The organism is Microcoleus sp. EPA2 (assembly GCA_020882975.1).
GTDB lineage: Bacteria > Cyanobacteriota > Cyanobacteriia > Cyanobacteriales > Microcoleaceae > Microcoleus.
The window spans coordinates 58,923-71,882 of the sequence record JAHRFD010000022.1; the positions used below are offsets into that span (position 1 = coordinate 58,923).

Annotated in this window: 10 protein-coding genes; 9 read left to right on the plus strand and 1 reads right to left on the minus strand. The window is 46.1% G+C overall.

All coding sequences use genetic code 11. From position 1 onward, the window contains the following. Window positions 1-430 precede the first annotated feature (430 nt). The 6 genes from AAFP14_RS18590 (at window position 431) to AAFP14_RS18615 (ending at window position 11,336) form a co-directional block, all read left to right on the plus strand. A complete protein-coding gene (locus AAFP14_RS18590) occupies window positions 431-2,290 on the plus strand; it encodes an NAD(P)H-quinone oxidoreductase subunit F (protein WP_341733716.1) in 1,860 nt (619 codons plus the stop codon). Between the two features lie 204 nt (window positions 2,291-2,494). After that, window positions 2,495-3,208, plus strand: coding sequence for a carbonic anhydrase (locus tag AAFP14_RS18595; protein ID WP_341733717.1), 714 nt, complete (start codon window positions 2,495-2,497; stop codon window positions 3,206-3,208). A 289-nt stretch (window positions 3,209-3,497) separates the two neighbouring features. Then, the gene (locus AAFP14_RS18600) at window positions 3,498-5,048 is read left to right on the plus strand and encodes an NADH-quinone oxidoreductase subunit M (protein ID WP_341733718.1); all 1,551 of its coding nucleotides are present in this window, start codon (window positions 3,498-3,500) and stop codon (window positions 5,046-5,048) included. Between the two features lie 145 nt (window positions 5,049-5,193). Continuing rightward, window positions 5,194-6,516 carry a CO2 hydration protein gene (locus AAFP14_RS18605; protein ID WP_341733719.1) on the plus strand — a complete coding sequence of 441 codons (1,323 nt, stop codon included), beginning with the start codon at window positions 5,194-5,196 and terminating at the stop codon, window positions 6,514-6,516. 225 nt (window positions 6,517-6,741) lie between these two features. Next, a complete protein-coding gene (locus AAFP14_RS18610; RefSeq protein WP_341733720.1) occupies window positions 6,742-6,948 on the plus strand; it encodes a hypothetical protein in 207 nt (68 codons plus the stop codon). A 98-nt stretch (window positions 6,949-7,046) separates the two neighbouring features. Next, window positions 7,047-11,336: a HEAT repeat domain-containing protein gene (locus tag AAFP14_RS18615; protein WP_341733721.1), complete on the plus strand. Its 4,290-nt coding sequence runs from the start codon at window positions 7,047-7,049 to the stop codon at window positions 11,334-11,336. Window positions 11,337-11,346: 10 nt separating this feature from the next. On the opposite strand, the gene AAFP14_RS18620 is transcribed toward AAFP14_RS18615, so the two are convergent. Beyond that, window positions 11,347-11,817, minus strand: a complete 471-nt coding sequence (locus tag AAFP14_RS18620; protein WP_341733722.1) for a hypothetical protein — start codon at window positions 11,815-11,817, stop codon at window positions 11,347-11,349. Window positions 11,818-11,986: 169 nt separating this feature from the next. Here AAFP14_RS18620 and AAFP14_RS18625 point away from each other — a divergent pair, with 169 nt between their 5' ends. The 3 genes from AAFP14_RS18625 (at window position 11,987) to AAFP14_RS18635 (ending at window position 12,848) form a co-directional block, all read left to right on the plus strand. Beyond that, a complete protein-coding gene (locus AAFP14_RS18625; RefSeq protein WP_193974409.1) occupies window positions 11,987-12,199 on the plus strand; it encodes a helix-turn-helix domain-containing protein in 213 nt (70 codons plus the stop codon). An 87-nt stretch (window positions 12,200-12,286) separates the two neighbouring features. Beyond that, the gene (locus AAFP14_RS18630) at window positions 12,287-12,499 is read left to right on the plus strand and encodes a helix-turn-helix domain-containing protein (protein ID WP_006631308.1); all 213 of its coding nucleotides are present in this window, start codon (window positions 12,287-12,289) and stop codon (window positions 12,497-12,499) included. 154 nt (window positions 12,500-12,653) lie between these two features. Next, window positions 12,654-12,848, plus strand: a complete 195-nt coding sequence (locus AAFP14_RS18635; RefSeq protein WP_333055357.1) for a hypothetical protein — start codon at window positions 12,654-12,656, stop codon at window positions 12,846-12,848. The last annotated feature ends 112 nt before the right edge of the window (window positions 12,849-12,960 follow it).

The following is a 12,960-nucleotide window of genomic DNA, read 5'->3' on the forward strand; positions in this document are numbered from 1 at the left end:
GCGATCGACCGTTCTCGATTTGTATACAAACTTGTTTATCAATAAGTAAAAACACTGATACATCGAGTCCGCTGGCGATCGGATCTCAAATCCGTTGGTATCGTCCTGTATTCATCTCTCTCTTCTCCTCCTCTGTGCCCTCTGCGCTCTCTGCGGTTAAATCATTCCGATACAACCGTCAACGATATTATAAGTAGAGTTTATAGGTAATGATAAATATGGTGAATCAGAAATATGAAAATTTAACGCAATACTTAATATAAAATTAATAAGTCTATTCTGAAGCGCCTAGTCTCAAAACAACCAGTAACTGGAAGACTGACGCAAAAACTGCCTCTACTTCTGAATTCTGGCTTTCCCATACTGTAGTCAGCGCGATCGGAATTATTCTCAGATTATTAAATTTTTGTAACCTTTACAGGTAGTGCCAATGGCTCAAATCCTACTCCAGACCGTTTGGTTTATACCTTGCTATCCACTTATCGGCGGAGTTCTGTCGATACTGTGGTTTCCGGCTGTCACCCGGCGCACGGGGCCAAGACCATCCGGTTATCTTAATGCCATATTCACATTCCTTGCTTTCGTACACGGCGTCGTCGCCCTCACAGCTATCTGGAACCAACCAGCACAACAACAGTTCATTCCCTGGCTGAATGTTGCAGGTTTAGACTTAACCATTCCCGTCGAAATCTCTAGTGTCACCGTCGGGGCGACAGTTTTGGTTACGGGACTGAACTTGCTGGCGCAGATTTATGCCTTTGGTTACATGGAAATGGACTGGGGCTGGGCTAGGTTCTTTTCCCTGATGGGGCTGTTTGAAGCGGGGATGTGTGGCTTAGTGCTGTGCAATTCCCTCTTTTTCAGTTACATGATTTTGGAAGTTCTCACTTTGGGCACCTACCTGCTAGTCGGGCTGTGGTTCAATCAGTCTTTGGTGGTTACAGGAGCTCGCGATGCTTTCTTAACCAAGCGGGTAGGAGATTTATTCCTGCTGATGGGAGTAGTCGCCATTCTGCCACTGGCGGGAACTTGGAATTTTGATGAGTTGGCCCTGTGGGCTCAAACAGCGAACCTCGACCCCACTGTAGCCGCGCTGTTGGCCTTGGCTTTGATTGCCGGCCCCATGGGCAAATGCGCGCAGTTTCCCTTGCACCTGTGGCTGGATGAAGCGATGGAAGGACCTCTGCCAGCCACAATTTTGCGGAATACTGTAGTTGTGGAAACCGGTGCTTGGATTTTGATTAAGTTGCAGCCGGTGATTGCTTTGTCGTCGATTGGGGTGACAACAACTATTGTTGTGGGTGCAGCGACGGCGGTGGGTGCTTCCTTAATTGCGATCGCCCAAATCGACATCAAGCGCACGCTTTCATATATAGTTAGCTCATACATGGGCTTAGTATTTATCGCCGTCGGCACGGGACAAGCCGAAACCGCCCTGACATTGATCTTTGCCTACAGCTTAGCCATGGGTTTGTTGGTAATGAGCATTGGTTCGGTAGTTTGGAACAGCATCACTCAGGATGTCCGTTCTCTCGGCGGTTTGTGGAGAAAACGTCCGATATCGGCAATATCGTTTCTTGTCGGTAGCGCTGGATTGGTGGGACTGCCGCCCTTCGGCTGTTTCTGGGCTTTGGAAGAATTCACATCGGGGCTGGCGGAATCTCATCCTTTCTTGTTAGGAATAGTTTTGTTTGTCAACGGCGTCACTGCTTTTGGGTTAGTGCGCGTCTTCGGTTTAGTTTTCGGTGGCAAACCAAAGCAAATGACCGAACGTTCGCCGGAAGTTCACTGGCCTTTTATTTTGCCAATGATGGTGTTAATGGGCTTTACTTTGCACGTTCCGCATTTTTTGGCAGCGTGGCAGCTATTGCCCGTGGCAAGTTTGAATTATACCGCAACTGGATTGTTAGTTTTGTCAACGGCGATCGGCATCGGTACGGGAGCTTTGGTTTACTTGAACGAAAAATGGGAAAAACCAGTGCGAATTGGTTCCGAAGCCCTGCAAGACTTTTTTGCTTACGACTTTTACACCGCCAAACTTTATCGCGTGACAGTGATATTTGCCGTCGGTTTAGTGGCTCAAGTTATCTCTTGGATAGATCGCAATTTGGTTGATGGGTTCGTAAATCTCATAGGTTTTGCAACAGTTTTCGGCGGGCAAAGCCTCAAGTACAACGTTAACGGTCAAACTCAGTTTTATGCCCTAACAATTCTGTTCGGAGTTGCCCTATTGGGGCTGATAGTAAGCTGGCCGCTGCTAGCTCGACTTTCGCTGATTGTGGGCGGGTAAACATTTGAGAGTTGACAGTTGACAGTTCAGGAATTACGCAGTAATAACCTAATTATGTCATTGTTTTTAAACAGTTAACCGAGGACAGCGAAGTTTGTAAGGAGGGATAAAGTTTAAGATTTTAGGTGACACTTTTAATCTAAAATCTTAAAATCATGAATTCTTGAATCAAGATTTCAAACATTCTCTCTAAAGGCAGCATCAATGAATCCAAATAACGGAAAATTCAATCTTTCCCGGCGCAATTCTCTCAAATTTGTCGCAGGTGCGATCGGTACAGGGATACTAGCAGCAAAAGTAGGCGCTGATGTCGCTGCACCCGAACCAGCCATTGCTCAAAATGAGTTGACTCCCGATGCAGCCATGAAAAAGTTAATGGACGGGAACAAGCGGTTTGTGGACAAAAAACGTCAAAGTCCCAACCAAGACTTACCCCGCCTCCTGGAAGTTGCTATAGCTCAAAAACCTTTTGCTGCGATTCTCGGCTGTGCAGATTCCCGCTTTCCTTCCGAGATTATATTCGATCAAGGATTAGGAGATTTATTTGTCTGTCGCGTGGCCGGAAATGTGGCTACCCCAGAAGAAATTGGCAGTCTGGAATTTGGCACGCTGGTATTGGGAGCAAAAGTGCTGGTGGTAATCGGGCATAAAAGATGCGGCGCCGTAGATGCCACCATCAAAGGTGCTCAAGTTCCCGGTCAAATTGGCAGTTTGCTCGACGCAATTAAGCCGGCTGTCGAAAGCTCGAAAAATACAGCGGGCGATCGCTTGGAAAATGCCTCAAAAGCCAATGTTGTGCTGCAAACTAACAGGTTGAAAGCATCTCCAGTCATCTCTAAGTTAATTGCTGAGAATAAACTGAAAGTTGTTGGCGGATACTATGATTTAGATACGGGCGCAGTCAATATCATGGTTTAGTCTTAAACAGTGGACAGTGGACAGTGGACAGTTAAAAGGAAGAGATTCTGATGTGAGATGTACGGGTTCATTAGTATATGCAGTCATTACTATGAAGTCCGACCTCTGACGCAACTGGTTAGCTCTTAATACTCTTAATAAGATTTTGGCTTCAATAACTACTGACTGGTGACTGCTGACTAATGACTACTATCCACTGAAATTGACAATTGAGTATTGATGCTTAATAACTGTCAACTGTCCACTGTCAACTGTCCATTGTCAATTAATTCTTCACTCTTGACACATTATGCTTAGTACCTTGCTCTGGTTGCCCGCGTTGGGCGCTGCGGTAGTCGGGTTCCTACCCGGAAACATCAATGGGATGCGTTTGCGCTCCATTGCCTCGGCTTTTGCTGCTGCTGTTTTCCTGTTAAATATCTGGCTGCTGGCTCAGTTCGATCCAGCCAATTCGGGATTGCAATTTCAAGAATATTTGCCTTGGATTCCGCAATTAGGTTTGAGCTACAACTTAGGTATTGATGGGTTGTCTTTGCCACTGTTAGTTCTCAGTTCATTACTGACGCTATTAGTCATTTACGGCACGGGCCAAGAGATGGAACGTCCCCAGCTTTACTACGCATTGATTTTGCTAATCAATGCTGGTATTGCCGGAGCTTTGATGTCTCAAAATTTGCTGCTGTTTGTACTGTTTTACGAAATAGAATTAATTCCTTTTTATCTGTTGATTGCGATTTGGGGCGGCAAGCAGAGAGAATATGCTGCGATGAAGTTTCTAATCTATACCGCAGTTTCGGGACTTTTGGTGCTGGGCTCATTTTTGGGTATTGCTTGGTTGAGCGGTTCTTTAAACTTCGATTACAGCGCCATTAATACTCAAGAATTTCCCCTAAAAGCGCAGTTGATACTGTTAACAATTCTGCTGATTGGGTTGGGAATTAAAATTCCCTTGGTGCCGCTACACACTTGGCTACCGGATGCTTATGTGGAAGCTTCTCCAGCCACAGCAATTCTGTTGGGCGGTATTTTGGCAAAGTTGGGAACTTACGGTTTAGTCAGGTTCGGGTTGCAGATGTTTCCTGAAACTTGGACAATTATTGCTCCTGGTTTAGCGATTATCGGCACGGTGAGCGTGATGTATGGTGCTTTGAGTGCGATCGCCCAAAGAGACATCAAACGCATGGTAGCCTATAGTTCGATCGGACATATGGGATACATCCTGGTAGCCTGTGCAGCGGGCACGAAACTCGCGTTAATCGGTGCTGTCGGGCAAATGGTAAGCCACGGCTTGATTTTAGCTTTGCTATTTTATTTAGTAGGCATCATCGAAACCAAAGTCGGCACGCGGGATTTGGACGTGCTCAACGGCTTGATGAATCCGATGCGGGGTTTACCGACGGCAAGTTCGCTGTTAGTTTTGGGTGGGATGGCAAGTGCTGGTATTCCTGGTTTGGTCGGTTTTATTGCCGAATTTTTAGTATTTCAGGGCAGTTTTTCTATCTTTCCAATTCCCACTTTAATCTGCATTTTAGCTTCGGGTTTAACAGCCGTTTACTTTGTAATTCTACTCAATCGCACCTGTTTTGGGAAGTTGGATAACGCTACGGCTTACTATCCTCCTGTTACCTTTGGCGAAAATATGCCAGCCCTGGTTTTGGCGGGTATCATTTTTGTTTTGGGAATTCAGCCTGGCTGGTTGCTCAAGTGGAGTGAATCGACTACAAATGCGATCGTTGGTACTCTTCCGGCTGACAGAAATGCTCAAGTAGCTATTAGTTATTCCCTAAAAAACTCGGCGATTGAAATCGCGTCGTGGACTAAGAAATTAACTGGTTCCTAGGCTCTGCCTGGGAACCGAGATCCAGAGGCTCTGCCTCGCTTTTGAGTAGGAAAATTGGAGGCAAAGCCTCCGGTTATGCGTTACCAGGCAGAGCCTGGGAACGAGGATAAAAAGTTAAGAATTCACTCAAACTAAGGAATAAACAATGGTACAAACTCCTAGTAAACCGGCAACTAAACTACCTCCTTCCAAGCACGAATTTGCCGATGTAATTCATCGGCTAGAAGCAGGCGGCGCGATGATTCCCGATACGCCGGAAAATCTGATGCAAATCATCGCTATTTGGAAAGCTTATGCAGTCCCGATGGACTTCTACTGGCGGGATTTGCTTTACATCGCGGAACGGGTATTTTTACAGCCGCTTCCTTTCTTTAAATACTTCTTACCCCAAGAGTATTTAGACTTGCAAAATCACTATGCAGGTGACGGTGCAGATTTGCGAATCTGGCGGGGGACTGGCAGCGTTCACCCTGAACTTTTGGAGTTCATGGAAAAGGGAGAAACTGGTAAAATGCCGCGATTGTTTCACCATTTGTGGCACGATCGCATTAACATGGAATTTGCCGAAGAGTGCATGAGAGCGATGCTTTGGCACCGGGGCTTGTACGTGCCGACGAATCAATTCGATCCTTATTTGGACAGTGACGAATATAAAGCTAATGCCGATCGCGCCATTAAAGCTTACTTCAAAAAAGACCCGTTCATGCTGGGACTTCATGCAGCATTTCCTGAAATGTTTTTAGAACAATGTCGCCAAATGTCTTATTACAGCAATCTCGGTTTATTCTGGGAAGTAATGGCACCGGTGTTTTTTGAAGTTTCGGATCTTTACGATGAAGGGAAAGTTAAGACAGTCCCCGATGCGATGAACTTCCTGGTAAATGGGATATTTGCGATCGCCGGAAGGCCCATTTACCACCATGTCCAAATCGACGGCGAAACCTACGAAATCATCCCCAAATCCAAAGGTTTCACATGGCTTTACGAAGCAGCGTTACCTTACGTAGAAGCTGTATTTTACCGCACTTCGCCGTTCCGAGGAACCAAATCTTACAACGCCCAAGCTAGGGAAGTTCCCGACGATCAAAAAGACTTCCACTACGGAGTGCTTTATGCAGACAAATTCCCCGTAGGTACGGCAGGAATTCCACCGACATTGCTAGCCCAAGATATGTTGCATTTCTTACCGCCTTACTTGCTGGATTTCTACAAACAGCGCTGTCGCGGTGAAGATGATATCCTCAATCAAATAGGGGTGACATTTCAGCGATCGATGTACTGTGTAACTTCCGCAGTATTTCAAGCATTGCGGACTGCGCTGTTATATCCTTTGGATGACCCGAATCCAAAGCATTTGAAAGCAAATCGAGCATTTTTCGAGTCACAGCTCGATCGCTTCTGCCGCCCCGAATACGGCATGAAATATGCGGCGAAATTGAATAGCATTCAGACTTCCGATTACAGGTAAAGAATGTTGAGCTGCGAGTCCACGAGTCCGCCAGGGGTTTAAACCCCTGGCTCAAAGAAGAAAGTCGGTTGAAACCGACTGGGGAACATGAGAGCTTTTGAATTGGTTTCAAAAGTGGTATAATATTAAATAAGTTATCATCATAATTATTCATCTTTCACTCTTCTCTTCCTCTGCGCTCTCTGCGCTCTCTGCGGTAAAAAAAATCCAATCTAAAAAAGAATCATGAATAGCCAAGATGTAGCAAAATATATCGAAGCCACAGATGGGAGTTCTAAACCTTGGCTGTTAGTGCAACTGCGCCTCAAAAAACTGCAAGAAAGGCGATCGGAGATTTCTGCTGAAGAGTATATGACAGAACTTACCGACATTCACAAAGACTTAATGAATCTGGGGGAATGGTGGCTCGGCATCGAAGATGAAGTATTTTAAACTATGATTCATTTCAGATGAAAACCGCTGGCTGCAACCAGAGTGCGATCGCCTATCATAAAAATAACCCCCTTGCAGCGCATCAGGAGAACCCTCGAATGTCAGATCCGATTACCTTGGGCTTACTTTTCACAGTCGCTTGGCAAGCCATTCTCGGCACTCAAGTTAATGATGCAGCAAAGCACCTCTGTTTGACAGGGATAAAAAACATATCACGAAACGGAAAAATTGTCAATCACGATTTAGAAAAAGCGCTAAAAACATCTTTCCTGAAAGCTCAACAACAAATCGCCTCAGAATGCAAACAGGAAATCGACCCCAAAAATACAGCGAACCGAGAGAGTTTTGCCTATTCGCTGCAAGACAGGCGCAGGGATTTCGATTGGTTGAAACGAAAGCTGGAAAAACTCAAATTAGAATTAGAACAAGTTAACAAAGAAACAGTCCCGTCTGGGATTCCTATTGCAGGTTTAGATGAGATAGAATTGCTGCTGACTGCGAAAGATGAGTTAAAGCAGAATCAGGTTGAAAAACTCAAGCAAAAACTGCTAGAAGTTGCCCTAGAAAATTGCGATGTCGCACCTTACAAGACAAAGTTAGAGCAAGAATTATTTGATTTATTATCAGCATACTTTGCTCAGGAAGTCAAGGAAAACGACAAAGTTTTTCAGATTTTTACGGGGCAGAGTTTAACGCGGATTGATAGCACAACTCAAGAGATGCACGCTTGGCTTCAGGAGATTGTGGAAAAGAGCCGCATTGTTTATCAACCGATTGACTGGCGGGATATTTGCCAGCAGATTTTAGACGAGAAAGAACAGCAGCGACTTAGTAGCGATCGGCTAACTTTTGGCAGCCATCAAATTGATGATGTCTACGTGCCGCTGGGATTGGTGGAACGGCACAAAGTGACTCAGCAGCGCGAGAATTTTGGGGCTGAGGAAGGTTCGGATTTGTATCGAGAAAAAGAAGTTACTCAGACATTTGAACATAGCGAGTTTCTCGAACAAGTAATCCAGCAAGGAATTAGCCCGAAAAGTGATGGGAAGCGGTTAGGAATTATTGGGGAACCGGGGGCGGGAAAAACAACGCTGTTGCGGCAGATTGGGAATTGGGTAGCGGCGGGCATTTCCGAGGCTATGGTAATTTGGGTATCCTTGGCGGATTTGCAGGGGAAGGAATTAGAAACCTATTTATTTGACAATTGGCTGCTGGCGGCAATTAAGAGAATTGGGAAGGCTGAGGCGACGGCGGATATTAAGGATGATTTTTTAGCACAATTTAATGCCGATCGCGTGTGGTTGGTGTTGGATGGGGCGGATGAGATGGCGGTGGGAGATGGGAATCCTTTGGCGGAAATTGAGCGGCAAATTAGGACGGGCGGTTGTATTCAAAGGGCGCGAATTGTGCTAAGTTGTCGGCAGAATGTCTGGGATGCGATCGGCTCTGCATTGGATAGTTTTGATACTTATCGCACTCTGGAATTTTCCTATCCCGAACAAGTGGAAATGTTTATCGATAAATGGTTTGGAACCCTCGCTAACCCGCAGTTTGGAACCCCCCCTAGCCCCCCCTTGGTAAGGGGGGGGACAAGAGAAGAAGGGGAAACTATCGATCGGTTTGGAACCCCCCCTAACCCCCCCTTGGTAAGGGGGGGGACAAGAGAAGATGGGGAGCAGATAAGAGAAGATGAAACTCTTGCTCCCCCCTTAGCAAGGGGGGCTGGGGGGGTTCTTTCTCAACAATTACCAGAAGCCGGAGAAACTCTTGCTCCCCCCTTAGCAAGGGGGGCTGGGGGGGATCTCTCAAAACTGCTACGGGAAGCATTAGCAGCACCGGGAAAAGAACGAATTCGAGATTTAGTAAAAAATCCCCTGAGATGCTCGCTGCTGTGCGGCACTTGGCAATCCTTGGATGGCGATTTGCCGGATACCAAGGCTAAGCTTTATCGGCGGTTTGTGACTACTTTGTATCAGTGGAAAAAACCGCACTTGAATTGGATTCAGCAGCAGGATTTGAATGCGGCTTTGGGGAAATTGGCACTTTCAGGAATGTTAAATGAAACTGCGCGGTTTCAGTTGCGAGAAAGTGTGGGATATCGGCTGATGGGTGCATCGCAGTTTGAGTTAGCTTGTCGTTTGGGTTGGCTGAATTTAGTGGCGAGGGATGGGGAGACGCTGGAGGGGATTTATGCTTTTTACCATCCGACGTTTCAGGAATATTTTGCGGCGTTGGCGGTTGAGGATTGGCACTTTTTCTTGAATCATATTCCCCCAGAGGGCGGGCACGGGGGCACCGCCCCTACGAGGGATGGGGTTTACCGGATTTTTGAGAAGCAGTGGAAGGAGGTTATTTTGCTGTGGTTGGGGCGTGAGGAGGTTGGGAAGGAAGAGAAGGAAGGGTTTATTAAGGCGTTGGTTGAGTTTGAGGATGGGTGTCATGATTTTTATGGATATCGTGCGTATTTTTTAGCGGCTGCGGGGATTGCTGAGTTTAAAGATTGCAGTCTTGCTGATGAGATTGTGTCGCAGGTTATTAAGTGGGGATTTGGTTATTTTAATGAGGAAAAGCAGCAGTGGTGGACATTTATCGCTCCACTGGCAGAGGGTTCATGGGATATATTGAAGGAGACGGATGAGAAAAGGGCGATCTCCGCTTTAGCCGAGTTAATCCGCAATTCAGGTAATGAAGAAACCCGGTGGATAGCGGCAAATATCTTAGGGGAAATAGACAAAGATAATCCAGTTGCGATTGAAGCTTTAGTCGAGTTGATCCGTACTTCTCAGGATGAAAATACCCGGAGGGAAGCCGCAAATAGCTTAGGCAAAATAGGCAAAGATAACCCAGTGGCGATCTCCGCTTTAGTCGAGCTAATCCACAATTCAGGTGATGAAGGTACCGAGTTGGAAGCGGCACATATCTTAAGGAAAATAGGCAAAGATAACCCAGTGGTGATCTCCGCTTTAGTCGAGTTAATACGCAATTCAGGTGATGAAGATACTCGGTGGATAGCGGCATATAGCTTAGGGGAAATAGACAAAGATAACCCAGTGGCGATCACCGCTTTAGTCGAGTTAATCCGCAATTCAGATGATGAAGATACCCGGATGCGAGCGGCCGATAGCTTAGGGAAAATAGACAAAGATAACCCAGTGGCGATCACCGCTTTAGTCGAGTTAATCCGCAATTCAGGTAATGAAGATACTCGGATTGAAGCGGTATATAGCTTAGGGAAAATAGGCAAAGATAACCCAGTGGCGATCGCCGCTTTAGTCGAGTCAATCCGCAATTCAGATGATGAAAATCCCCGGACACTAGCGGCATCTAGCTTAGGGAAAATAGGCAAAGATAACCCAGTGGTTATCTCCGCTTTAGTCGAGTTAATCCGCAATTCAGGTGATGAATCTACCCGGCGGCGGTTAGCGGCATATAGCTTAGGGGAAATAGACAAAGATAACCCAGTGGCGATCGCCGCTTTAGTCGAGTTAATCCGCAATTCAGATGATGAAAAAAACCGGAGGCAAGCGGCAGATAGCTTAGGGAAAATAGGCAAAGATAATCCAGTTGCCATCCAAGCTTTAGTCGAGTTAATCCGCAATTCAGATGATGAAAAAAACCGGAGGCAAGCGGCATATAGCTTAGGGAAAATAAGCAAAGATAACCCAGTTGCCATCCAAGCTTTAGTCGAGTTAATCCGTACTTCTCAGGATGAATCTACGCGGAGGCACGCGGCAGATAGCTTAGGTAAAATCATGAAAGGTAAACACTTCGCCACCGCAGTCTCTGGTTTGAAAGATTGCCTAACTTCCGAAATTTCCGAAAACGACTTTACTCTTTATCACAAGTGCTGCCTAGTCCTCTCGGACTGCGCCGAAAACATGACTTACCCAGAATTTTATCAAGCATGGCACACTCAACCCACCAATTCCCCAATACCCGATCGCAACCACCGACAAAATACAGATATCCCCACACTCCTCAAACAACTCCAACCTACCGATAAAACCTGCCCCGTTCCCCTCAACATTCGCGCCTTAGAAGGCGAAACCGATACAAGCCCGATCGCCCAAGAGCTCTGTACCCAACTATATCAAACAATCTTCCCCGCAGATACAGACATCCCCGCCATACGCAACGCCCCCGAATTCAAGCGATTAATTCCGCAACTCAAAAACCGCCTGCAAAAACAGCACATCGCCTTAATTTTGCACTCCTGTCCCTGCGAAGATGCGCTTTCGTCTTTCACCCGCAAACTCGCCGACAGTCACATGGGTATTCATATCGCCTGGATTACCGATACACCGCTGGAATTGCCGTTAACAGGTTTTGCGGCGGATGCAGATGATTTGTTCGATGCGGTGCACAATTGGATTGAAGCGATTGGTTAGCGATCGCCATTTAAAATTTCTCCATCAAATCTTTTTCTGCGGCATAAACATCTCGTAGCTGTTGTAGCCCCGCCCCAGAAATCGCCGATTTAACTTTAGCTACCAACAGTCCCCACTCCCACAAGCTGTCAACAGAAACAGCCTCTTTGAACTTGTGCGTGTAGAATTTTGTCCAAAATACCGGTGCTAGCTTGCTTTTCCAGCGTTTGTACCATCTGCCAAAATCTTGCAGGGCGATCGGCTTTACTGCTAAAATCGGCGGAAAATCGGCGTAGCTGACAAACCTACTGATACCTTTTGCGTGCACGTAAACCATGTAGCGACAGCATTCGATGCGGTAAATGTCCTCAACTGCGATATTGAACAGGAGTGCGACTGTTTCTTCTGTGACAAATCTCGCCAGGGGATGCAGGATGGGAGATTTATGAATTATCTTGGATTCTGGGATCGCCGATGATTTTCTCGAAGTATCTGATATCATAGTAAGTGCCTATTCTGATTGTAGATAAATCTATTGATGGTAGGTCAGACAGCTAGTAACTGTCTCTTGAAGTTTTGAAAACGATCGCCCTTTAGTTTTCGAGGCCAGAGGGCGCTCGACTTTTTACATATACTACAATTATACGACGCAACTGCATCAACTGTCAAGCATGGGTTTAGTCAGGCTCAAAATTCGGGAACTAGCTGCGGAGAAGGGCTGGACGCTTAAGGAAGTATCCGATCGCTCTGGGGTGATTTATAGCACCGTCAGAAGCTATGCTCGTCGTCCTGAAATGGCAATGGTTGACTTTACTTGCCTGCGGAGGTTAGCTAGAACTTTTGATGTGATGATTGAGGATTTGGTTGAGGTTTTGGAAGAGTAGGTCGATCGCTCGATCGTTGTCCAGACGTGAGGCGATCGCTTTTTCAGATGCAATTATCTTAAAACGCAACTGCATTATTTGTCAAGCATGGGTTTAGTCAGAGTTAAAGTGCGAGAGCTAGCGGCTGAGAGGGGCTGGACATTTAAGGAGGTGGCTGAGCGATCGGGCGTGATCTACAGCACCATAACCAGCTATGCTCGTCGTTCCGAAATATCAATGGTTGACTTTACGGCCCTGTATAAGTTAGCGCGGGCGTTTGATGTGATGATTGAGGACTTGGTGGAGATTATTGAGGAATAGGTCGATCGCCCTTAGTTGTCCAGACGTGAGCAGATCGCTTGTTTTTGTTTTTTACACTATAGCATAATTAACTGTGGCTTGTCAAACATTATCGTACTTAATCTAACCTAGGATGCTAACATCAAGGAAAGTTATTTATAGTTGATTATTCTTCGTGGCAAAAACTAATACTGCGATCGCGGTCAGTTCCGTGATTAAGGAAGTCATTCAAAAACAAGCCCTAGCGACCAGACTAACCCAGAAGGAAGTAGTGTATTTGGGAATGCTGGCAATTGATGCACTCGACAAGGAAAGCCGCCAAGAGTTGGCTGACAAGGTGCATCAGATGCAGGTGAATGGCGAGATTTGAACAAAAAGGAAAACCAGGTGGGTGTCCAGAAACCGGGTTTTTTACGAAAATACTTGATTGCAACAGACAAATTAGATAAAAACCCGGTTTCTTTAGTCGCAGTGCGTAACTC

What these genes read in the sequence shown, in the direction of transcription:
- AAFP14_RS18590 (WP_341733716.1), top strand. Translation starts at nt 431, where the DNA reads ATGGCTCAAATCCTACTCCAGACCGTTTGGTTTATACCTTGCTATCCA.
- AAFP14_RS18595 (WP_341733717.1), top strand. Translation starts at nt 2,495, where the DNA reads ATGAATCCAAATAACGGAAAATTCAATCTTTCCCGGCGCAATTCTCTC.
- AAFP14_RS18600 (WP_341733718.1), top strand. Translation starts at nt 3,498, where the DNA reads ATGCTTAGTACCTTGCTCTGGTTGCCCGCGTTGGGCGCTGCGGTAGTC.
- AAFP14_RS18605 (WP_341733719.1), top strand. Translation starts at nt 5,194, where the DNA reads ATGGTACAAACTCCTAGTAAACCGGCAACTAAACTACCTCCTTCCAAG.
- AAFP14_RS18610 (WP_341733720.1), top strand. Translation starts at nt 6,742, where the DNA reads ATGAATAGCCAAGATGTAGCAAAATATATCGAAGCCACAGATGGGAGT.
- AAFP14_RS18615 (WP_341733721.1), top strand. Translation starts at nt 7,047, where the DNA reads ATGTCAGATCCGATTACCTTGGGCTTACTTTTCACAGTCGCTTGGCAA.
- AAFP14_RS18620 (WP_341733722.1), bottom strand. Translation starts at nt 11,817, where the DNA reads ATGATATCAGATACTTCGAGAAAATCATCGGCGATCCCAGAATCCAAG.
- AAFP14_RS18625 (WP_193974409.1), top strand. Translation starts at nt 11,987, where the DNA reads ATGGGTTTAGTCAGGCTCAAAATTCGGGAACTAGCTGCGGAGAAGGGC.
- AAFP14_RS18630 (WP_006631308.1), top strand. Translation starts at nt 12,287, where the DNA reads ATGGGTTTAGTCAGAGTTAAAGTGCGAGAGCTAGCGGCTGAGAGGGGC.